The organism is Gemmatimonadota bacterium, assembly GCA_040388625.1.
Lineage (GTDB): Bacteria > Gemmatimonadota > Gemmatimonadetes > Gemmatimonadales > Gemmatimonadaceae > Fen-1247.
This window is the reverse complement of sequence record JAZKBK010000006.1, coordinates 284,642-308,426: the sequence shown is the minus strand read 5'-3', so window position 1 is coordinate 308,426 and position 23,785 is coordinate 284,642. Positions and strand designations below refer to the sequence as shown.

Annotated in this window: 14 protein-coding genes; 7 read left to right on the top strand and 7 right to left on the bottom strand. The window is 62.2% G+C overall.

Translation table 11 applies throughout. From position 1 onward, the window contains the following. Positions 1-20: 20 nt before the first annotated feature. The 4 genes from V4529_14830 to V4529_14815 all read left to right on the top strand — a co-directional run bounded on the left by V4529_14830 (position 21) and on the right by V4529_14815 (position 3,112). On the top strand, positions 21-1,304 hold the full coding sequence (locus V4529_14830) for a histidine kinase (GenBank protein ID MES2359607.1): 1,284 nt from the start codon (positions 21-23) through the stop codon (positions 1,302-1,304). A 7-nt stretch (positions 1,305-1,311) separates the two neighbouring features. Further along, positions 1,312-2,085 carry a LytTR family DNA-binding domain-containing protein gene (locus V4529_14825; protein MES2359606.1) on the top strand — a complete coding sequence of 258 codons (774 nt, stop codon included), beginning with the start codon at positions 1,312-1,314 and terminating at the stop codon, positions 2,083-2,085. Positions 2,086-2,165: 80 nt separating this feature from the next. Continuing rightward, the gene (locus V4529_14820; GenBank protein MES2359605.1) at positions 2,166-2,555 is read left to right on the top strand and encodes a plastocyanin/azurin family copper-binding protein; all 390 of its coding nucleotides are present in this window, start codon (positions 2,166-2,168) and stop codon (positions 2,553-2,555) included. A gap of 23 nt (positions 2,556-2,578) precedes the next feature. After that, entirely contained in the window at positions 2,579-3,112 is a 534-nt protein-coding gene (locus V4529_14815; protein ID MES2359604.1) for a DUF2231 domain-containing protein, read from the top strand. On the opposite strand, the gene V4529_14810 is transcribed toward V4529_14815, so the two are convergent. The 3 genes from V4529_14810 to rho all read right to left on the bottom strand — a co-directional run bounded on the left by V4529_14810 (position 3,106) and on the right by rho (position 11,667). Further along, positions 3,106-7,683, bottom strand: a complete 4,578-nt coding sequence (locus V4529_14810; protein MES2359603.1) for a translocation/assembly module TamB domain-containing protein — start codon at positions 7,681-7,683, stop codon at positions 3,106-3,108. The two genes, V4529_14815 and V4529_14810, sit on opposite strands and share 7 nt — an antisense overlap. After that, on the bottom strand, positions 7,684-9,930 hold the full coding sequence (locus V4529_14805; protein ID MES2359602.1) for a BamA/TamA family outer membrane protein: 2,247 nt from the start codon (positions 9,928-9,930) through the stop codon (positions 7,684-7,686). It lies immediately after the preceding gene. Between the two features lie 102 nt (positions 9,931-10,032). After that, on the bottom strand, positions 10,033-11,667 hold the full coding sequence (rho, locus tag V4529_14800) for a transcription termination factor Rho (GenBank protein ID MES2359601.1): 1,635 nt from the start codon (positions 11,665-11,667) through the stop codon (positions 10,033-10,035). Between the two features lie 318 nt (positions 11,668-11,985). On the opposite strand from rho, the gene V4529_14795 reads away from it, so the two are divergent. Next, entirely contained in the window at positions 11,986-12,384 is a 399-nt protein-coding gene (locus V4529_14795; protein ID MES2359600.1) for a hypothetical protein, read from the top strand. Between the two features lie 24 nt (positions 12,385-12,408). Here V4529_14795 and V4529_14790 read toward each other — a convergent pair whose 3' ends face one another. Next, positions 12,409-13,419: a polysaccharide deacetylase family protein gene (locus V4529_14790; GenBank protein MES2359599.1), complete on the bottom strand. Its 1,011-nt coding sequence runs from the start codon at positions 13,417-13,419 to the stop codon at positions 12,409-12,411. Between the two features lie 7 nt (positions 13,420-13,426). Between V4529_14790 and V4529_14785 the strand changes: the two genes are divergently transcribed. Then, entirely contained in the window at positions 13,427-15,523 is a 2,097-nt protein-coding gene (locus tag V4529_14785; GenBank protein MES2359598.1) for a PBP1A family penicillin-binding protein, read from the top strand. 20 nt (positions 15,524-15,543) lie between these two features. Here V4529_14785 and V4529_14780 read toward each other — a convergent pair whose 3' ends face one another. Then, entirely contained in the window at positions 15,544-19,221 is a 3,678-nt protein-coding gene (locus V4529_14780) for a carboxypeptidase-like regulatory domain-containing protein (GenBank protein ID MES2359597.1), read from the bottom strand. A gap of 980 nt (positions 19,222-20,201) precedes the next feature. Between V4529_14780 and V4529_14775 the strand changes: the two genes are divergently transcribed. Then, positions 20,202-20,411, top strand: coding sequence for a transposase (locus tag V4529_14775; GenBank protein ID MES2359596.1), 210 nt, complete (start codon positions 20,202-20,204; stop codon positions 20,409-20,411). A gap of 108 nt (positions 20,412-20,519) precedes the next feature. Here V4529_14775 and V4529_14770 read toward each other — a convergent pair whose 3' ends face one another. Further along, positions 20,520-21,764 (bottom strand): DUF1501 domain-containing protein, encoded by a 1,245-nt coding sequence (locus tag V4529_14770; GenBank protein ID MES2359595.1) that lies wholly within the window; start codon positions 21,762-21,764, stop codon positions 20,520-20,522. Positions 21,765-21,817: 53 nt separating this feature from the next. Beyond that, a complete protein-coding gene (locus tag V4529_14765; protein ID MES2359594.1) occupies positions 21,818-23,770 on the bottom strand; it encodes a DUF1800 domain-containing protein in 1,953 nt (650 codons plus the stop codon). Between the last annotated feature and the right edge of the window lie 15 nt (positions 23,771-23,785).

Here is a 23,785-nt window from a genome sequence, read left to right as displayed (position 1 = left end):
CATATGTTAGGGCGATGCACATGGCCGTCGACAGGCAGGTGAGCGTACTCGACGTGGAGCGCGATCGCGCCGAGCGGAAGTTGAATACGGTACGTGGCGTGGTGCTGCTCGTGCTGGCGATCGCCGCCGCTGCCTATGCTCCGGTGTTGCCACGCAGTCTCAATCTGGTGAACGCCGCGATTCTGGCGCCCATGTTGGTGTGGACGGTGGGGCAGGCCTGGTTCCTTTATCGGCGTCCGGTGTTGCCATCCTGGCTCCCGGTGCTGAATCCCATTGTGGACGTCGTCGCGGTGACAGCGACGATGGGCGCCTACGGCATAATCGCGACGCCGACGCTTGGTCTAAAGTCTCCGATGGTCCTTGCATACTTCGCAATACTTGCGGCGCGACCAATTCTGTCTTCTGCGCGGCGTGCGGCGATTGTTGCCGTGTTCATTCTCGTTGCATATGCATCGCTGGATTTCCTCTTCCTCGTGATCTATGGAGTTGCGATTGGTGATCCCGTCTCTGCCAGCGGGACGGCGTCGGTAGCCTTGCTGGATGAGGGTGCGAAGCTCACCTTGCTTGCGGCCGCGGGCGGGATCGCGACGTATGCGACGTGGTGGCACGAGGGACTCGCGCGTCGATATGCGGCCCAGGCGCAGGAACAGGCAGTTCTGCAGATGCGGCTCGCTTCATCCCGGCTCGACAGCTTGAGGCAGCAGCTTCGTCCGCATTTTCTATTCAACGCACTCAATGCGATTACGGCGCTCGTGGACGCCGATCCGCCCGCCGCGCAGCGCATGATCTCGGGCCTGGGTGAGCTGATGCGCGTTTCGTTGGACGCCGGCGGCGCGGAAGAGGTGCCGTTGCGAGACGAATTGCGTATACTCGACCATTATACGGCGATTCAGCGCATCCGGTTCGAGGATCGGCTCACGATCGTGACCGATATCGACGACTCGATCGGGGACTCGCTCGTTCCGACTCTGATCCTGCAGCCACTGGTGGAGAACTCGATCCACTACGGACTCGCCCAGTGCTCGGCGCGCACCAAGATCGAGATTCGAGCCTGGCGTGACGCAGATTTCCTGGCGCTCGAGGTGCGCGACGACGGACCTGGTCTCAAGGGCCAGTCCGCTGACCTGATCGTCGAGCGCATCGGTATCGGAAACGCTCGGGCGCGGTTGATGTATCTATACGGCGACGCCCACGCATTCACGGTTGAGAGTCCGGAGCAGGGCGGATTCCGGGTGTCGATGCAGATCCCATATCACGTCGAGCACATGAATCGCGGCGATTCGATGAATGCACCCACAGAGTGAGGATCCAATGAATCGGGCCCCTGTTCAGATATTGATCGTGGACGATGAGCCGCTTGCGCGCCGCCATCTGCGCACCATTCTGGAAGCCGACAGCGATGTCGTCATAGTGGGCGATGCGTCCAACGGGCGGGAAGCCGTCCAGATGATTTCGCGGCTGGCACCGGATGTCGTCCTTCTGGATGTCCAGATGCCGGAGATCGACGGATTCAGCGTGGTCGCGCAACTCGATCCGGCGCACATCCCGATGATCATCTTTGTCACTGCGCATGACTCGTATGCACTCAAGGCGTTCGACGTGCATGCTGTGGATTATGTGCTCAAGCCGGTTGCGCGCGATCGTCTCATGCAGGCCGTCGCCCGCGCGAAGACGCGTCTCGCATCGTCCGATTTCTCGTCGCACATCCAGAACCTCAGGAAGTTCGTCGAGGAAATGAAGACGCCGCGCGACGCCGAGCGGCTTGCGATCCGTCTCGATGGAAAGCACGTTCTTCTCCCAACCGACTCCATAGACTGGATCGAGGCGGTGGACGACTACGTGAGAATCCACATGGGCAAGGCTTCCCACCTCGTTCGCGGCACACTCACATCGTTCCAGGACCGGCTTCCTTCGCTGTTCATGCGCATTCACCGATCAGCCATCGTGAACACGACACGCATCAAGGAAGTGTTCCCGAACGAGCAGGGTGATTACCGGATCATTCTCCAGGATGGAACGAGGCTTCCGTCAGGGAGAAGTTATCGGACTGCGGTCGCCGAGTTCCTGCGGTCACTGACCGTGTAACGTCGGCCTCCACCGCTTGAACGCTGCACTTCGCCGCAAGCGGGGTGTATGCGCCGGTCGTGCGCGGCGACGTTCCGTGCATGAACATCATCTCATCTGTTGTGCTAGCGACAGCCATCATGGCGGCAACGGCCTGCGGTGGCTCTGGCGGATACGGCACGTCGCCGACCCCTCCGAGCAATCCCGGAAACCCGTCCGCGACTTGCACGCCGGGTAATGGCACTGTCTGCCTCGTATCGAGCAACGCGTTCGACCCATCGCAGGTCACCATCGCCGCCGGAAGCAGCATCACGTTCAACAACACATCCGGCACCACTCACAACGTGACATTCACGACGGCGGGCGCACCGGCGAACGTTTCCGACTTCGCGTCCGGCACGCGCGTCGTGGCGTTCCCCACAGCTGGAACTTACAACTATCATTGCACCATTCATGGTTTGAGCATGAGTGGCGTCGTGGTGGTTCAGTGACGCGTTTGCACACGGGAGTGTGAGTGGAAAGCAAGACGAAGCTACTTGGGCATCCGGCGCACCAGATCGTTGTATCCTTTCCGATGGGCCTGCTTGCCACGGCTGCGCTGTTCGACGCCGTTTATGTAGTTCACGGCGGCCAGACGTGGGCGCTGGTCGCGTTCTACATGATCGGCGCGGGCGTTGTCGGCGGGATAATCGCAGCGATATTCGGCCTGATCGACTACCTGGCGATACCGTCAGGAACGAGGGCCAAGCGCATTGGCGGATTTCACGGCCTGAGCAGTGCGACGCTGGTTACGTTCTTTCTGGTGAGTTGGCTGTTGCGGCTCCATGGACCGACTGCACCGGAGCCACTTGCGCTTCTTTTCTCGTTCAGCGGCGTTGCATTCCTCGGACTGGCGGGCTGGCTGGGCGGCGAGTTGCTCAACCGTATGGGTGTGGGAATCGACGACGGTGCACATCTCAACGCGCCAAGCTCGCTCAGCGGCCCTGCCGCGCTCGGCGCGACGTTACGAGTGCCCGAGTCGGCTCGCGTGGACCCCCGGACTCAGTAGCGCCACTGCCGCACGAAGAACAATCCGAACGCGCTGGTCGTCTGGGGCGTCTGATCGGGAGACAGCGATGGTTGGCTGAGCAGATAGCGCGGCTCGAAGCTGGCATCGATCTGATATCCGGCCCGCGTGTTGAAGCGATGCGTGATCTGGAAGCCTGGCCTCTGTAGCGACGCTGGATCGGGCCGCACCTGAAGCTGCAGGAAGGTGTTCGTCCGGATGTACTTGGCGAATTCCACCTGCGTCGCGCGAAGAAAACTGCCCGCGTCGAGCGAAACGGCGGCGGGTGTGATGTTGAAGAAGTCAGCGCCAAGTGATCGCGCAGCGGTGCCGGCCGCCTGATCGGTGAGTGCACCAAGCGCCGCGGCCGCTACCTGTTTCGCGGCAAATGCAGCGCCCGCGCCGACGATGTTGCTGCCGCCGCTCCCGCCTGTCGTCAGGCCGCCACCCTCCTGTTGAAGCAGCGACGAAGAAGTACGCCCGAACGCCAGATAGCTGAGCAGGTCGGTCTGCGAGATCGGCGGTTGCGCATCGCTCTCGAGCGATATCTTCGGAGCGTCCAGCGTCCCGGAGATGATGATCCGGATCGCTATTGCCTCCCGGGTCGGAAGCTGGACGTCATACTCTCCGGTCACCTGTAGTGTCGGGTTGAGCTTCGGCGAGTTGATGAACGTCGCGGAGCCCTGACGAATCTGGAACCGACGGCTCTGGAAACGGTACTCGCCACGATCGCTCAACAACACGCCGTCCACCAGGAAGGTCTGCTTCGCGCGATTGACACCGATCCGGAGCGGGTTGTCCGTGTACACTTCCACGTTCGCGTCGTTGGAGCGCACGAACACGTCGTGGTCGACCATCAATGCGACGTTCATTCGCAGGTTCGCCAGCAGTGGCGACTGGCTCGGAAACAGCTCGCGGACGCCTATGTTGGTCGTATCCGCCACGGCGTACAGTGCAGGATCACCTGCGCCAACGAGCGTCTTCCCCGTCGATTCCGGTATGTAGATCACGCCGCGGAGCACGTGCGCGAATCCAGTGACGTCAACGTTGTTGAACGGTCCGTTCAAGCTCACGTTGGCATTGGCGTACAGGTTTCCGTTGTCATTGTCGATGATGCGCGCGTTGTTGGCCGTGAGCTTGAGCGCGAAGGATGGCTGAGTCAGCGTCTTGATGCCGATTCCGCCAGTAAGTCTGATCACACCGTTGCTGTGCGCGACGAGCGAATCGACGATCACCGTATCGTGTACGAGCCGGATGTTGCCGGCCACGTAGCTTGCCGTCACGCCGAGCGGTGCGATGCGTGCACTGCCATTCCACAGTGTCACCCGGCCATTCACGTCGGGTCGGTCGATGGTACCCGTGACCGTGAATTTCGCGAGCGCGCGCCCTTTAAGGTTCGTCACGACGTCGCTCAGCGGCGGGATCGAATCTAGTGGCAGCGAATCGGCGTCTATGGTTGCATCGATCGCGCGATCGTGCGGTACTCGTGAACCGGTCACACCGGCGAATGCGAGATTGATCGGCACGGTGCCGCGCGCAACCAGCATCGGCGGTCCCCCTTCGCGGCCCGCGGTAATGTTTGTCTGCAACGTTTCGTCGGCGTACTTGACGCGGCCGTGTACTTCCGGTGTCGCGCGGCCCTGGTATACGAGTCGCTCGAGACCGAATGCGCCGTCGATGACCGGCGCGGCACGAGTTCCGCGCAGGTGCGCGTCGACTGATACGAGGCCGCGCGCGTTCACGTCGCTCTGCAGCAGGGCTGCAATGTTGCCGATCTCGAATTGCGTGACGTGCAGTTCCAGATCCGTGTTGCCATTTACCGGGATCTTGCCATTGACGTACACACGTCCACCAGTAGCGCTATTGATCTCGAAGTGTTCGATCGACGTTTCCATCGGATCGAAATGGATCCTCGCCGGCCCCGTACTGGCATATACGGTTGTGTCGAATTTGAGACGCAGCTGGTCGAGCAGCAGGTCATCCCGGTCTTTGTCGAGCGTGAATTGCGCGCTGGCGTTGTAGACCCGGTTCGAATCCTGATGAATCGCCAGCGTAATGTTTCCACTGGGCTTGGCGTAGGAACTGGTGAGCGTTACGGTGTCAAGTGCGAACCCTAGCGCCAGGACGTTGACCGCACTGGCCTGCGCACTGACGCGCGACTGCGGCGTGAGCGCGCCGGTCCAGGTGTAGTTTGCGCGAATCGCATGGGCGGCGCTTCCGAATGCGACAATGTCGGTTGCGGTCCCCGAGCCTGCCATGTCGAATGTATGGATGTTGCCAGTGGCCGTGCCCTTCGCAACGATCGATCCCCGCAGAGCGTTGCGCGGAATGGCTCTTGGTGTATCGACGGGAAACGCCGGGACCGGCGCTCCGGTGACAGCTCGCTCGGCAACCGTCGCTCTGGCAGCTTGTGCCCGCGCTGAATCGGCGCGTGCGATTCGCTGTGCGAGAATTGCAGGTCGCGGTGTCACCGCACCCGTATCAGTTGGCGGCAGTATCCGTGACAGCGCGCCGAGCGAGTCGATCGATACAGCGTAGCTTAGCTTTCCGGCGGAGCCAACGACCAGGCCGAACTGACCTGACGCGTTCGCGTAGCCGTGCGGGACGTGGACGGAGAGTGTGTCGACGGTCAGAAGGCCGTTCGCAGCTGCAAGTCGTACAGTTGCGGAATCAACCGTGACGCTGTCGTAGGTGGACGTCTGCACGTTCGCCGTCGCCGTCGCATTCAAGGTTGCCGGATCGAAGCCCGCCCCACGGGCCGCAACGTCGGCCGTGAGCAGGGACGAGGGTGCCTTGCTGCTTATCTGGCTGGCGTCGAAGAGGTGCGCTGTGAGGTTGAGATCATAGCTCTGCGGGCGAGACGCGAGATCGACGGTGCCGTGGGCAACGATGGTTCCGCCATCGGGCGTCGTCAGATCCGCTGCGACAGCAAGGTTCTGCATTGGTCCAGTCGCGGAAATCGGACCGGTGACCGTGCCGCGCAGCCCGGCCGCGGTCACGAACTGGCCGACGGTCGCGAGCGAGAGCGGCAAAAGCTGCAGATTCGCATTGATGAGGGGCGTCCGGTTGCCGCGCGCGTACGTGCCACTGCCGGTAACGTGCGATTTTCCCGTTACATCTTCGTGGACCAGGTCGCCGGTTGCTGTGAGACCAGTTGCGCTGGAGCCGTTGAGCATCAGCTTGCCATTGATCGTGCCTCCGATCGGTAGAGTTGGATCGACTGCACGTGCGAGCGAAACTTTGAGTGGCGAGAACGTCAGGTGCAGGTCGGTCGCTCGCAGGATGCCCTTGCTCGCGCCTACGGTGCCGAGCGCGATGACGCGGCTCGTGCCGGTGAGCGGATCCTGGAACGCAACGTCGCCGTCGATGCGCATGGCGCCGAAACCGCCGCGCGCAGCCATGCGGCCTGTGAGGTAGCCCTGACGCGGTGATATGATCGTCGGAAACAGTTGCTGGATGGTGCGCGTATCGACATGGCTGAAGCGCAGCTTGGTATCGTGAAACGCGACCGTGTCGGTAACCAGCGTGCCGAGACTTCCTGACATCGTGGCACCGGCAACCGCGAGTGAAGCGTTCGTCGCGAGGTAGTCGCTCGTTGGTCCTACCCAGTCGAGCGCAAAGTCCAGCTTGCCCGATCCGTCCTTGGGTATGCTGGGGTCGATCCACAACAGGTCGTTGGTTGCCACGGTGTCCGCGTGCAACCGGAGCCTCAGATCGTTGCTGTCGAAATTGTAGCGTCCCGTTCCGTTCGAGAGCCTGGAGCTCGCGAGCGTTGCGTCGATGCCGTGGAAGTACAACGAATCCGCAAGAAGAATGAAACGTCCCTTCACGTCGGTCACCCGCACTGAAGGCGGCCGCAGCGGCTCCGCGGTCATGCGCAGTGACGACACATCGATGATCTGGCGACGGTCGTTCGGGTCCTCCAGCCGCATCAACGGAAATGTTCCGTAGATGTTCCTGAACTGCGATGTCTTCTGAAATCCGCCGGCGACGCGCTGCACGTTGAGTCGCGCGAGCGGGCTGAGCGTGAACCGTATGACGCTGTCTCGTTTGGTTCCCTTGAGCGTATCGCTTGGCGTCCATGGGCTGTGCGACGTGACTTCGCCATCCACCATCGTCACGTTGCGCAGTGTGATCCATGACAGATAGCCCGGTGGGCCGGGCGGCTGCGTCGTGTCGCGCGGAAAGATCCTGTCGTAGTTCCACTTGCCACCCGGCATCCGGTCCAGGACGATGACGGGATGCACGATGCGGACATTGTCCAGGTATATGCGCTTGTTGATGAGGTCGCCGATTCCGTAAGTGGCGACTACGGTATCCGCCTTGACGAATGGCGCGTGTGCGCTGTCCGTAATCGTGAGACCAACGATCGTCGCGCCATTCAGCAAGTTGCCATCGACCCGGTCGACTGTTACGTACCCGTGCGCCGCTTGCTTTATCAGGCCGATCACGTAACCACCAACCTTCTTTCTGCCCCAATCCGTTTGCGTGACGAAAAGCACCGTACCGGCGATCAGCATCGCCAGCACGACGAGAGCACCCACCGTGGCAGCAGCGACGGTGCGCTTCCGCATCTAGAACGCCTCTCCGATCGACAGGTGCAGCGTCAGGCGCGCGAGCAGCGAGTTGAGACCGCCGCTCCCATGCGTCGGTGAGTACACGCGCGATTGGTCGAGCGTGACGAGCCCTCTTCCGCCACTCGCCAGATCTTCGGTGACGACGGGCAGTTTTTCGCTCGTTTCGGGATTGAGGCCGACGTCGACACGAACTGGCCCGACCGGCGACAGGTAGCGGACGCCGATACCCGGAGTGATCGCGGCCTTGCTCTTCGGCAATCCCGGACTCGTATTCTGCGCCAGGTAGGCCGCATCGACGAAGGTCGCGCCGATGAGCGACGCGAACAGCGGGAAGCGGAACTCCAGGCTCCCCTCGATGAGGCGGTTGCCGCCAAGCGGCCGCGGCACGAAATCACGATCGCGAAACAGCGATGCGTTTGGGTTGCATTTCGTGATCGTCGCCGGTCTGCACTGCGCGTTAGCGGAGTCATCTGCCAGCAGCTTTGCGGCCGGCACCGTAAGGACGCGCGGCCCGAGCTGGCCTTCGGGGTAGCCGCGTACGGATTGCGAGCCGCCGGCGTAAAATCTCTTGCGCGGATGCAGGATAGCCGTCGCACCCAGCGCTCCACTCGCGACTCCCACGGCGTTCGTGGTGCTCGCCAGCGCGCCGATCATGCCCACCCTCAGGTGGCCGGCCAGCACCGAATGGCGTGTGATGGGAACAAACAGCGCGAAATCACCTGCGCCACGATTGTATCTGAAATCGGAAGCCGTATACGACGACGCATGCTCCAGATCGAACTGCGTCCGGTAGCCACGCCGCGGCTCGAACGGATTGTCGGTCCTGTCCAGCGAGAAGCTCAACGCGAGCGGAGATAGCCGTTGCTTCCTCTCCAGCGCAACGAGCGTCGCCGCGTCGCAGACGCCATAGTTGACGCAGAAGTACACGTCGCCGGCCTGCACGGCCGTCTCCTCGAACCGGTAGTTGAGACTGAGCGGCCCGCGCGGTGTGAGCGTTCGCGTGAACGTCGCACTCAGACCATACCCCTTGTCGACGTATATGCCCGGGGCGCTTCGCCGGTGAGCGAAGACACCGAATGCACCCTCGTTGTTCGGCGATCCGAACCACGGATATCTGACGTCGGCGCTGGCAGTGTATGTGGCAGCAAGATACTGTGACTCCGAACCTCCGACCACGGTCTTGCCGACGTCGTAGAACACGCCGTTTCCGTTCAATGTGTGAGCGAACAGATTCCCTACAGCCGCATCGATGGTCAGCCGCTTGGCGCCACTCAGCCAGTTGTAATCGGCATAGTGTCCTGCGACCTGTACGAAATCGACGGTGTTGAATCCTGCGCTGTAACGTGCGTCGTGCGGCGGTGCTTCCTGCACGTCGATGAGCACGTGCTTCAGCGAATCATCTGTCGTTGGCACCTCGATCGCGGCGCGGCGGAAGAGATTCGACTCGTACAGAGCGCGCTGGCTCGCCAGCACGTCCGACTGCTTGTACAGTCCGCCTGGCTTGAACGACAGCGACTTCTTGATGGTGCGATCGTTGACGCCCTTGTTTCCTTTGACCGTTATGGTCGCCACGCGTGCGCGCCATCGCGGATTCGCCTTGATCGTGATATCGGCAGTCCCGGCGACGGTGTCGAGCACGACAGTGGTATCGATTACTGCATCGGAGTAACCTCGATTCCACAGGCGCGAATCCAGCGCGGCAATCGTCGAGTCCAGCTTGATCAGGCTGTACGGCCGTCCCTTGCGAAGGAGAAGAACGCGGCGCAGCTGCCTTTTCGACAGCACTTCGGTGTCCTGCACTATGCTGATCCCCGACACCAGCGTCGGTTTTCCCTCGTTTACCGCGATCGTGACGTGCACCGCATTCCGACCGGTCGGAACGACGGTCGTGTCCACCTGCGCATTGCGATATCCGCGCTTGAAATAGAACACCATCACCCGCAGCATGTCCCGCGCGAGCTCGGCGCGATTCAGCGTCAGGCGCTTGTAGAACGTCGGCGATTTGCTGAAGACGCAGACCGGCCTCAGCAGCACTGATACGCAGTGCGACTCATCCGTCGCGATATTGAGGCGCAGCTCGTCCGGATCGACCGCGTGCACGCCCGTGAGCGTCAGCTCGGTGATTTCGGGATTGCCGGACGACGGCCGTGCAGCCTGCCCCGGGAGGGGAGCTGCCGCGATCACCAGCGAAGCGACCGCTACTGCGGCGACCTGGAGCGATCGCCGCAAAAGTGGAGGAACCATGCCCGCCAGAGAGCAAGGCCCGGGCCGCGAGGCGCACGTGTTTTTCCAGCCGCCATGGCTCCGCATTCCGGGCGGGACGGGCTTACGGACGCAACTGCGAAATCAGAGGCCGGAGAGCAGCGCGTCGTTGTTCGGCGTCGCTGCGATTCGCTTTATCAGCCACTCCATCGCCGAGCTCGAGGGCATCTGCTGCAGACCCCGGCGAAGTGTGTAGACGTGGTCGAGCTGATCGGGACGGAACAGCTTGTCCTCGCGCCGGGTGCCGCTTATCCCGATGTCGATGGCCGGAAAGATGCGCTTCTCCGCCAGGCTGCGATCCAGCTTGATCTCACAGTTGCCGGTTCCCTTGAATTCCTCGAAGATCACGTCGTCCATCCGCGACCCCGTCTCGACCAGCGCCGTCGCGATGATGGTGAGCGAGCCGCCACCATTCTCGGGGGCTACTGAGCGGGCCGAGCCAAAGAACGCCTTCGGTTTCGCCATCGCCGACGAGTCGAGCCCGCCACTCATTGTGCGGCCCGTGCCACGCTCGATCGTGTTATAGGCACGCGCCAGACGCGTTATCGAGTCCAGTACGATCACGACGTCCTGCCCGAGCTCCACGAGCCTGCGGGCCCTCTCCAGCGTCATCTCGGCGACGTCAGCGTGGCGCTGAGCCGGCATGTCGAAGCTGGATGCGACTACTTCGCCGTGGCCGATCGAGATCATGTCGCTCACTTCCTCGGGGCGCTCGTCCACGAGGAGGACGAACAGCTGCACGTGCGGTTGATTGATCGCGATTCCCTCGATGACCGCCTGCAACAACATCGTCTTGCCTGCGCGTGCAGGGGCGACGATGAGCGCACGCTGTCCGTAGCCGATTGGCGCGATGAGATCGATCGCGCGTCGGGTCAGCTCCGGCCCGGCCTTGGCTGGACGGCCGGTCTCGAGCGACAGCTTGCGATCCGGATACGACGCGACGAGCGACGCAAATTCGGGCCGGCGTAGCGCCGCCTCGGGATCGCCCCCATTGACGGTGAGCAATTCGGCGGCGGTCACACGGCCGCGCTGATCGCGGCCAACCGTGACCGTCACGAGATCCCCGCGACGGAGACCGGCCTGACGAACGAGCTGCGCCGGTACGAACGGATCGTTGGCTTCCGCCAGGTAGCTTTGGCTTGCGCTGCGGAGGTATCCTGCGTCGCGCTGCGGATCGAAGAGGCCTGACGTTTCGCCTTCGACGATGATTGGTCCTACGGGGCCGCGGGGTGCGGCATCTGGCTGTGGGCGGTTGCGGCGGTTGTTGCGGCGTCCGCCACCGAACTGCTGGCTGTTGTTCTGATTCTGCCGTTGATGTTGCTGTTGCTGCTGCGGTGGCTGCTGCTGATTGCCGCCGCCCTGGGCATTTCGATTGCGGTGTCTGAAGCGGCGAAACCGTCCGCGTCCCTGTCCGCCGCGCTCGTTGCCGCCGTCCTCATTGCCGCCGGAGCCGTCTGCCTGGACACCGCCGCCTCCGGTCGATGAATCCGGCGGAGCCGATGAACCGTCGCTCCCATTGTCGCGCGGGAGCAGGGATACGGCCGGAACCGGATCGAGGTGCGGCCGCGGCTCCGGTGCGGGAGCAGGGGCCGATGGGGCCGATGGGGGCTGCGGAGTGGAGTCGAGATACGGATTCGCATCCGAAATCGCATCGGTGGACGTTGCATCGTCGGGGCTCTGCCCACGACCGCGACGGGTTGAACGTCGGCGTTCAGTCATGTAAAAGATTTTTTCGGGTACAGAGGCGCCGGCGACACTCGCCGCAAGCGCATTACGCAACGGGCGCAGGGCGCAATCGTCGCGGTCACTCGATTTGTCGTGTTGATTCGGAAGTGTCTCGGGGAGCGCGGGGCCAACTCACGCGGCGCACCCGGGGACTATGCCCTTCAATCTGCGCGCGATCACACGCGCCTTGTTCGCACTATGGTTTCTACTGCTCCCTTTACGCTAGCACCCCCCGCGACTCTTGTCCAGAGGGATACATTTCGGTAAATGGACGATCTATCATACCCCACGGTTGCGGATTTGGAGCAATCAGTGGCAGAAAACCCTGGCGACGCCCAGGCGCTGGTACGCCTCGCCAATGGATATTGGCTGGAGGGAAGGGGCCCGGACCTGGTCGGCGAGATCGCCGACCGGGCACGGAAACTCGATCCCGCAAGTCGCGGTGCATGGCACATGTGGGCCCTCGCCGAATCCAATCCCCGCGACCGGACCGAACGCTGGCGCCAGGTCACGGTGCAGTTCCCGGACGACGATCTCGCCCGTGCCAATCTGGCCGATAATGCAGCTGCCCTGGCCGGCGCAGAGCACGATTACGAGTCGCTCGATCTCGCCATAGACACATACGAACAGCTACTCGCCAACGCGACCGAACCCGATCAGCGCGAAGCACTCGAAAAGGCGATCGGAATCCTGCGCAAATGGAAGTTCTGAAGCGTTAGCGGAAGTTCCGAAGCGTTAGCGTACGAAGCGCGTGTTCGTCCTGTCCAGCTTGTCCAGCTCGTCCCTGATGTTGTTTCCGACCGCCTGCACGCGCGTGACGTGGTGGGGATCGAAAGCAGGGTCGTAGGGGCTCCGAGTCGGCCCACCGGCAACTTCCATCACAGCGTCGAAGTGATAGCTGTGAACCTTGCCGGTCTTGGGATCGCGCCACGAGCCCTGCCATGCGAGCTGGCGATTCTTCGGCCAGATACCGTATGGCAACGCCATCGATCGGATCCTGTACCCCGGGACCGCTGAATCGATGGCCATGGCATTGCGCGCGATCTGCTCCTGAACAACTGCATCGGAATATTTGTTGAGCATCGCATGCCAGACTGTGTGATCGCACAGCTCGAAGCCATTGTCAGCGAGCCACTTCACCTTCTGGAACCGCCACTCCTTTTTCTGGCCGGCAAACTTCACGTTATCGCCAAAGAAATTGTGGCCTGCGGCGGCGCCGTTCAACAGACAGAACACGGCCCGGTTCTTCCATCCCGGATGCGATCTGGCGAAATCCAGCCAGATCCCCACTCCGCTGGTAGGGTCGATTTCGAGCTTGCCATTCTTTTCGATGTAGCTGAACTGGCCAGGTGACGCGTCATCGAACACTACCACCACCGGCGACATTCCCACCGGAACATCACTGAAATTCTTGTCGAGCACCTGCGCCAGAGTCACCGGCCGGTATCCGCGGCGATAGGCATCTTCCAGATCCGCGCGGAAATGCTCGCGCGTTCTACTGTACAGAGCGTCGTGATCACCGATCAGGTGATATTCCAGCACCGGGATGCGCCCCATCTTGTTTGGTGCGCGGGGCGGAGCTGGCGACTCAATCGGGGACGGCTCCGCCGCTGCCGGAGTGACCGTAGCACGGTGCTTTGGGGTATTCAGCGGCGACGTGGCGCTCCGGCGTGACGCCACGGAAGCGCCGGCGATTGCGGCTCCCGCAACGGTCACGCCGAGGGCAACTGCTAATGGGCGATACATTCTGATCATGGATCTACGGCTCGGCAAAATCGGGAAGAGGCAATATATAACGGCGGCGATCGCGGTTCTCATCGTCGCGATTTACGGGTCCGACGCATGGCTTGCGACCTGCGGCGGTGACGGATGCCCCAGCGCCGCCGACATCCGGTCGTTTCATCCGGACGAAGGCGGACGAGTTCTGGACCGCGAGGGAAACTTCATCAGCCGGCTGGCCGTCGTACGCCGCGTCAATGTACCGTTGAGCGCGGTTCCAGTTCCCGTGCGCCGGGCATTCGTCGCGACGGAAGACCGCCGTTTCTATGACCATCACGGGATCGACTGGCACGCGCTCGTGCGCGCCACGCTCCGGAACATTCGCGCCGGCGGTGTGCGTGAAGGATTTTCCACGATCACGATGCAGGTCGTGCGAAACACCTTCGCCGTTCGCCGGTACAGCGGCCGCTCGTTTCGTCAGAAGCTGCTGGAGATGCGCCTCTCCCGGCTGCTCGAGCGCAATCTCACCAAGAATCAGATACTGGAGCTCTACCTCAACGTCATCTACTTGGGTAACGGCGTTTACGGTGTCGAGGCGGCTAGTCGCGATCTGTTCGGCAAGAGTGTGGGCGACCTCACGGTTCCGGAAGGCGCCATGCTCGCGGCGCTGCCGAAAGGACCGTCGGCGTACACACCGCGTCGTTCGCCACGCAGAGCCCTCGCGCGCCGCAATCTCGTGCTCGGACTGATGGCGCGCGAAGGGTACATATCACCTGCGGCAGACAGTCAGTACGTGAAGACTCCACTTCGTGTGGCGAAGAACGAGTGGCGGCCGGACATGTCCGGTGACTCATACGCCATCGACGCGGTGCGTGATGTCGTTGATTCCGTTCTCAAGGGCGGATCGCGCGACGTCAACGATCTCACCGTGTACACGACGCTCGATGAGCGAGCGCAGATTGCCGCCGATCGCGCAGTCCGGCGCCAGGCGGCGGTGATCCAGCAGGAATCCGAGCGCCGCGGTCCGCACGTCGAGGGGGCAATGGTGGCCCTCGACCCGCGCACAGGTGACATTCGCGCGCTCGTTGGCGGACGTACATTCGAACGCGGCGGATTCGATCGTGCGTTGCTCGCGCACCGGCAGCCGGGCTCTGCATTCAAACCGTTCGTGTACGCTACTGCACTCGCGGCAGGCTACACACCGGCGAGCGAAGTCGATGACGCGCCAATCTCGGTCAAGGTTGGCAACACTATCTGGTCGCCGAAGAACGATGGCGGAGAATACGGCGGACATGTGACGTTCCGTCGCGCGCTCATGCGATCAGAGAATACGGCGGCGGTTCGCGTCAGCCAGCTCGTCGGCATTCCAGCGATTATCGCGACCGCACACCGCTTCGGAATCCGCAGCGATCTACCCAACGTCCCGTCCGCGGCACTCGGCGCGCTCGAAGTCACGCCTATGGAGCTCGCGACAGCGTATGCACCGTTTGCGAACGGAGGCTTTCGCGTGACGCCGCGACTGGTGCGCCGCATTCAGACCGCGGACGGCCAGGTGCTATGGAGCAGCGACAACCAGCGTGTGCGCGTCATGACTCCGCAGGACGCGTATCAGATCACGTCGATGCTTCAATCAGTCGTCAACTACGGCACGGGCTACGTCATCCGCGACCTCGGCGTCGACGGGCTCGTTGGAGGCAAGACCGGCACGACCAATGACGGCACCGACGTCTGGTTCATGGGCTTCACGCCGACGATCGTCGCCGGATTCTGGTTCGGCTATGATACGCCGCGGCCCGTTGGATACAACGCGTCGGGCGGCCGCCTCGCAGCACCGGCGTGGGCGGATTTCATCACCAATGGATGGGATGAACCCGATCCCCCGAATTCATGGGCGCCACCGGCGGGAATGGTTCCGGCGACGATCGACGCGCGAACAGGATATCTGGCGACAGAATGGTGTCCGATCAGGCAGCGAGAGTACTTCAAGCCGGGAACCCTGCCCACGACTCCGTGTCCTGTGCACTCCGGCCCACCGGAGATCCAGCTCGACAGCACGTTGATACAGGTGCCGAACGCGGTGGAGAAGATCGGGAAGGGGATTGGCGGGTTGCTGCACAGGATATTTCACTAGCGTCGCGTGCGGTCGCACGCTCAACGTTGCCGCAACGCCTCGGTGCCATGCACGTCGCCCGGCGCCGCGTACAGGCGGTTGGCGGGGTAGGGCAGCATGCGTAGCTGCAGCTTGTTGAGAATCTTCGGCAGTGAACGCCTTATGCTTACGTGTCCCAGTTCGGTTGCTGCTTCGACGGCGGCAACCTCGCGCCTGGTCGCTTCTTTGACGTCGTAGTCGTCACCTTGATTCGCCAGGTATGTCGTGAAATCGACCACCACTGAATCCCGCGCGCTGCGATACGCTGCCTGGGCCTGTGTGAGGCTGTCGACCTGTGTCCGAGTCAACAGCAGCGAGTCAGATTCCGTGAGTATCGCGCGATACGGGTCCGGCAATATCCTGTCGTAGTTTCGCTTGATCGCGGCTGCGGTCATTCGCGGGCCGTCGAATCCGTGGCGCCCGGGGCGAAGCCAGCGTTTGACGAAACTCTCGTACGGATCTGGTGCAAGATCTACAGAAATGTCCAGCGTCACTCGGAATGGGACGCGAAAGGCCGTCGCATTCGGCCTCGTATCGCCAAATCGCGAATTCACCGCGTACAGGAATCTGCTGGCCGATGGATCGAAACCTCGCACGGTGTACAGAACTGGATCTGGCATCGCGAACGCCCCCCAGCCCCGCAGATGGTCAGCTCCGTGCACGAGCTGATCCAGCCCGCCGAGCGGGTTGGTGAAGAACAATACCACCGATCCCCATCTCGTGAACGGAAGCTTGCCCTGATACATGATCTGTGCATTCAGCATCGCGGTCCATGGTCCCTCGCAGCTATTGCGGGCAGCGGGACCACCGAGCTGTCGCTCGAGGCAGCTCCGCGTTGCGGGCTGCGCACCGCGCAGCAGTGCGCGCATTCCGTTCGCGAGCGTCGCGTCGGATGTCCTGGTGGGGTCGTAGATGAATGCCTGGTCGTTGATCAGTCCGTCACCGTTTACGTCGCTGCCGACTATCGGTGTGAACGGCAGGCCGGATTGTACTCTTCCGAACATCGTGAATGTCAGGTGACGAGCAGTCAGTCCGCCCTGCACCATGATCTGATGTCTTGCGTCGAGGCTGCTGCGTGCCCAGCCTCGCTCCAGCGGAGAGCCGAACGTCTCGGCATCGAAGCCGGTACTTCGCGCGCGAGTGCTGGAAAGACTGTAACTCAGTGACGCGAACCACCGCTGCAGATCGTCGAGGTCAGGCGACAACGTGAGCGTCGCGCGCTTGTTGATCGATTGATTTGTGGACACATTGTCGAAGACGCTGCCGAAGCTCGCCGTACGGCGAGCATTGCTCGATGCAACGATCCCACTCGCCTGTACGATGCTTCCCGGCGCGACGAATACGGGCCTTCCCTCATCGGTGATGAACGCGGGGCTATTGTTGAAATTGAGGTCGATTCTACCGGGCTGGTCCACGTTCAGGGCGTAGAATCCATCCAGTACGTAGTTGACGTGCCATACGCTCGACGTATAGCTCAGATTTCCACGCCAGCTTCGCGGCGTGCGGTACGCCGGATCGAATAACGTGACAGTGGGCGCCACGGACGCAAGAGACGATGGCGTACCGTTCGCGCAGCTCGTCGGAGTGTTGCTCGTACTGGCGAGATACGCTGACCATTCCGGGATTGGCGTGGCAGCTCCCACACACGTCAGCATCAACTCGCCATCACGCAATCCTGTTTGCGCGCTGGTTGCCGCAACCATATCCGGCGACATGAAACTTCGAAATTCACCGAAGCCGCCCCGGAGAGTGCCGTGCGCAAACGCCGAGGTTTGGCCAATCAGGCCAGCGGCGCCGCGCTCATAGGTATCACCGCGAAGGCTCCAGGTGAATCCGATCCGCGGGCTGAAGCCATATGCATCCGCCACGTGATCAGTGCGAGTCCCAAATACGGCACGCACGGCGTCATTTTCGTTCGGTGCGCCGAGGAATCGCGTTCCCTCGAATCTGAGCCCGTAGAGCAACTCCAGCGATTGGCCCACGCGCCACCAATCTCTCAATGCAATGAACGCATTACCGACCCGTCCGGATCGATCCGGCGCGTTCAGCAGACGCGTAAATGACGATGGATGATTCGCCGCGACATCGGCGATTGACTGATATGTGAAGGCGCCGAGCGATGGTATTTGATGCGCGCGACTGCCATCCAATCGCGCATCCGCCGACAGCTTGAGTCTGTGGGTCGGATGCGAGAGCGGATACCATTTTACAGCTCCCGATGTCTCCCATGTCCAATGGTCGATCGTGGGTTGTGTCGTCGCTCCACCGAACGCCACAGGCACCGCGCTCGCAATGTTCGTGTCAGCCGGTGTCGCTGACGCGAGCAGGAGAGATGCAGCCGGAATTCGCTCACCCGGAAGAGTCTCGCGACGACTGAGCGATATCCCTGTGCTCCCTTCTGTCAGCACATTGTCGCGCACATGACTCACCAGATGCGCCTGCATAGCAAGATCGCGATTCCGCGGAATGCTCACCGCGCTGGCTGTGGCTGACGGCGTGAGATTGCCACTGTTCTGCCGATCGACCGAGCCAAACCCGACCAACGTCCATGTAGTTTTCGTATCCTCGAAAGTCGCCCAATTGCTTGGCGCGTTTCCGATCTGTCCGATGAAAGTGACGTGATCGGATGTGCGCGTGCCAATACGAGGAGCTGTTGGCCTCGAAAGGCCCACGGCAGAGAGCTCTGATCCAAATCGCGCGACGGAATCAGACGAGATGCCGGATTGCGACAGCACGCTGCCAGGTGCCGTGAACAGGGACACCGGTTGATCGATCTGGCGGGACGCTGTCAGTCCATAGTTGTACGCGAGCTTGTCAAGATGGGTGCGGTCCGCACCTCCGATGCTAGCGACGCGACGCGTGAACCGTTGTCCGAGAGCGCGCGACGCCGGGTCCGTATACTGAAATGCTGGAGCGTCGAGCGTGAGATGCGCGTGGCGAATCGGTGCGATGACATCTTCGTCCAGTTCGATCTGTTCCTGCGCGCCACCGAACCACCCACGTTCAGGATCGTAGGTGGACGTCGTGATGTGCTGGTGCGTAACAGCGCTGCGAGACACATCGGCTCCGGCAAACCCCAGTCCGTTAAGCGTCGCAGTGTTTTGCCCCGGATCAAGCCCCGCGACGGACGTGCCGCTCGAAGTCATTACCGTTCCAGGTGCGGTGGTGAGCATGGCGGCAAGATTCCCGGCGAGATCCGGTGCGATAGAGCCAGCGACGCCGTCCCATGTGTCGTGCTCAACGGCACCGGGTCCGGGCGTGCCGCGAAAGTCGTCACCACCGTACAGCTTCGGCTTGCGGGTGCGTACATTGACGGCGGCGAGCTGCTGAGCCGCCGTGCGTGCCAGATGCAGATCGACGACGAACACCGAATCACGCCCACTTCGCGTCACCCGCTTGCGCGCGGCATCCATGCCCGGAGCAACAGCATGCACGAGATAGTCGCCGGTCCCCTGCGGGAACACAATCTCGTAGTACCCGCTTGAATCCGCTTGCGTCTGACGATACGATCGATCCGGCGCCATGGTGACTGTCACCGTTGCGCCGGCGACCGGCTTGCCGGCATCCACACTGATATGACCATGCAGCACATCGCGGCCGAGCGGCGGTGACGTCTGTGCCGCCAACGATTGCGTGATTCCAAGTACCAACGCCAGCGCACAGAACAACGGTCGAGACATCGTACCTCGCCGGAAAGGATTGCACGTGCGCCTGGCGCTGCGCAACGCAGTGGCCTTGCTTGGTGCCGATGGCTACGCAAGCGAACGTACGACTTCCAGGTTATACGGCGATGACGCGAGTATTAAGAATTGGTTAAGCGTTGTGGGGTGTTGAGCCGAGCCGTGGACGCAACGACATTGCAAGCTTCGCTGGGTGGTCATGGCCAGGATGTGATTACGCTCGCACATCGTGGATACCTCGTTTGTCGTCGCGTTGGTGACACTTTCGGTAAGTGAGCCCGTCGCGACGCAGTGCCGTTGGCCGCCATTCAATTCGACTAAGAGGTTACGACTATTCGCATGCAGGCGCGTATTTCGTAACGATCGTAGCACAGCAGCGCGCCCCGCGTTTCGGTCGCATCGCGCGTGGCAGAATGCTCCTCAGCGAAGCCGGGTCGATGGTGCATTCCGTCATCGCGAACCTGGATTCATGGCACCCCCGCGTCCACATCGACGTATTCCAGGTGATGCCCGATCACATTCACGCGATCGTCGTTTTGCGTCGGGTGACCGCGACGACGTTAACGACGCGATCCGTCACATCGCGTAATGACGAACCACGCGCGACGACGCCCTCCACTGGGTACGACGTTTCGCACGATGACGAATCCGTAGGGGCAGGCCCCCGTGCCTGCCCACGTGACGAAACCAACGAAACGCCGTCCCGTCGCCGTGTCGCACCGTCGCCCGTCCAACACCAACGCACACACGACGCGCAAAAGCGATCCAACGCATCGCGATCCGACGATCGCGAAACGCCCCGTCGTGGGGGTTTGGGCGGGTCGGCGCATCCGGGGTGCCGTGGGCAGGCACGGGGGCCTGCCTCTACGGATTCGTCGCCACGCGAAACGTCGTACCCCGTCGTTCACGTCGTCGCGCGCGATACGACGCCACGCGAAACGCCGTACCCCGTCGTCAACGTCGTCGCGCGCGACATCGCGTTGCCCGACGTCGTACAACACATCAAATCCCTCACCACCGCGCGCTATCGCCACGCCGTGACCGATCATGGCTGGACGCGTTTCCGTGGGCGGCTCTGGCAACGCAACTATTACGAGTGCATCATCCGTAACGACCGTGCCCTCGCGAACATCCGCCGTTACATCCGCGCCAACCCGAGCAACTGGATCGAAACGCCCCGCTGGCGCTGATTGATCTCCCGGAGTGCTTCGGTCGCACCTCAAACCGCGCGCACACAAACAAAAGCGTCCGGCTGGTCTTCCCAGCCGGACGCATCTTTTCTCATCTCATCTCTCCGCTCACACGAGCCCGAGCCACTCTTGCGGCCCGCCCGTGTATCCGGGAAATATCTTCTCTACTCGCGATGCTCCAAGATGCTTCACGGCTACCTCACTGAACACCGTGCGAAAGTCCGTAGTCAGCTTGAGATCGCGCCCTTCATTCAATTGCTCCGGCGCGAGACCAGGCCACTTGCCATAGACCTTGCCGCCTTTCACTCCGCCGCCGAGCGCGAAGAACGCCGTCGCGTGGCCGTGGTCGGTACCGCGGTTGCCGTTCTCCCGAGCCGTACGTCCGAACTCCGACATCGTCAGCACGAGCACGTCGTTCATCTGATCGCCCATGTCCTGCGTGAACGCTGCGAGCGACTTCGCAAAATCGTCCAGTCGTCCCGCAAGCTGTCCCGTGCCGTTCCCTTGATTCACATGCGTGTCCCATCCACCAACGTCGGCGAACGCAACCTCCAAACCTACATTCGACTTGATGAGCTGCGCAATCTGCATGAGCCGCTGACCGAACTGCGTTTTCGGATAAACGGCGTTGTTCCGTGGCGCGTACTGCTGAGGATTGGCGTTTTTCAGAAGCTTGACTGCGCCGAACATTTCCTGCCCGGTTCCGTGCACGAGATCCGCGCTCCCCGTACGGTAAAGCGCCTCGAGCCGCTCGACCTCGCTGCCCGTCGCACGAACCGAAAACTCCCCCAGTGAGCTCATCGCAATCGTCTCGGCGGGTCCCTCGAGTATGCGAGGCGTCTGCGCCGTCATCGCAACCGCACGGAACGGCTCGGCCTGACACTGCTGGCACGTCCCCTCCACCGCGAGAAGACGATTGAGCCATCCGTCAGGAGTTCCTTTCACGTCCGGCGTTCCCGTTTCCATGAAGTCCTGAGCGTCGAAGTGCGAGCGCGACGTACTCGGACTTCCTACGGCGTGGATCGGTGCAAGCAGCTTCTGATCCCAGAGCGGCTTGAGCGGCGCGAGCGACGGATGCAGTCCGAAGAATCCGTCGAGATCGATCGCGCCCGCCGCCTGCCCCGGCCGCGCAACTGCGATCGTCGGCCGCATGTCGTAGTACGCCTGCTCTCCATGCGGCACCACGACGTTCAATCCGTCAGCCGCGCCACGCTGAAAGAGACATACGAGCGTCTTCCCCCGGGGGACGTTCTTCAGCTCCATGCCATACGCCATTCTGCGCAAAAAGCTGGGACTCAATCCCATCGTAACGAGCGCGAGCGCTCCCGACTTCACGAATACTCTGCGGTCCATGCTGATTCGCCCTCAGTTTGCGACGCGCAATCCATCGCGTCTGCGTGTGTCCTCTACCTGCGTTGGAACTCCGGCGACCCGAGTGCAAATCCAACCATCTGCGCCAGCCCGCTAAGCTGCGGAGCCGGACCTGCTATCGGATTGCGCGCAAGCGCGCGTTGCAGTCCCGGCATTCCCTGCAGCTTTCCGCCGCCCTTTACCCTCGGCGTATTCGCCATCGACGCCTCATCCATCGTCGCGTCGTTGCTGGCAACAGCTCCATTCGCTGCGCCTTGAGCAGCGCTGGCCGCACTCGCGGCTAGCGGATGCTCGCCGCTCATCAGGATCTTGCGGGTATCCGGTGATGCTGCACCTTCCAGAAGCGTCGCTACGACTGCGTCCACCTGCGTCGCGCGCGGCGCATTCACCAGCGAATCGATTCCGGGTAGCGTGTGCATGTTCGCGCCTGGCAATCTGTTGGCCGCAACTGCGAGCCCGAAGTTGATCCGGTTCAATATCGCACCGGTATTCATCCAGGCGTCGCCCGTCTCCGGCCATCCGTTCGGATCCCGGTGTCCAAATACCGGCTCGCCGAGATAAGCCACCGCGAGCGCCGTCCGCGCGGTCGAATCAGGCGTCGCGCCCAGCGCGCGCGCGGTGCTGACCACTACCTCGAATGGCGATTTCACTTTGGAATGATATGCACGTTCCGAGAAGAACTCCGGCGAAGTGACGATACTTCTCACGACCTCGCGTATATCACCGTCGGTCCTGAGATATGTCTGTGCGGCCCGCTCGACCAGTGCGGTCGAAGGCGAATCGCTTACCAGCCTGCGCGCGAGCTGTCGTGATATGAAGTGCGCGGTCGATGGACTGCGCGCCAGAATATCCAGCACGTCCTCGCCATCCTGCTCCCCGCGACCTGCCGCGAGAGTGTGGCCGAGAAATGCCTTCTCCGCGGCGTCGTGCCATTCGGGACGGAAGATGAAACCTCCGCCCTGTGCTGGCGGCCGAACGCTCCAGCCTGTGAGCGCGCGCGCCGCTTCGATCACGTCCTGCTGCGTATATCCACCATCGACTCCGAGCGTGTGCAACTCCATCAGCTCGCGTCCGTAGTTCTCGTTGAGACCGGCCTTCGCCGCGGCAGCCGCGCGCTGGCGAAGCTGTTGTGCCTGCTGCGGGTCGAGATTCCTGCGACGGATTATCGCTTCGATGTCGAGCGCCCCGTTCTGCACGCGCACCATGCCACCCGGCCCCGCGTGAATCGGGCGAAGCGTCGGTTGCCCGGGATTGGCGCGGCTCTGCGCGTTGTCGAGATAGACCAGCATCGCCGGCGAGTGCGCTACCGCTCCTAGCAGGTCGCGGAATTTACCGAGCGCGTGCTGCCGTATCGTCCGGTCGTAATCCGCGAGATAGTACGGCTCTATGGCATTCTTGCCCACGAAGACGTTGAAGTGATTCTCCCAGAAATCAGTCATCACTTCAAGCAACTGTCTGTTGCTCGCGACCGCGCGAGCGACGCGCGCCGACTCGATCTCGCCGACCAGCTGCGCGTGCGACCGTCGGATCTCCTTCAATGCATTCGTGTCGATGTCTTGCGGTGCGTTGCGGCCGGCCGTATCGCGCTTGACGAGACGGAATTGCCGCTGGGCCTCCGCATACTGCGATGCGAGCGACGCCTGATCCTGCTGCAGCATCGGATACCGCGCGAGCATCTGATCCATGGCGTCGTCGTTGATGCGCTCCGGGTGCAGCTGCTGATCGATCCACGCGTCTACACCGACCGATCGTACCGTCGCCGCATCGCCCGGTCGCGGGCCGAAGGCGAGGCGGTTGAGCACCTGCAACACCTGTTGGTCGGCGGTCTGCTCGCGAACAGCGGACGTCACAGCCCCGGATGCCTGCTTCGTTCCGCGGGGAACGCTCGCACCGGGCCGCTGCGCCAACACGAGCGACGGAACAACAGCACCAAGCGCGATGAGCCGTCGCGCCGCATGCGTTCGCCAGAGGAATGGGATAGTAGTCACATCCCTTTGACGCCC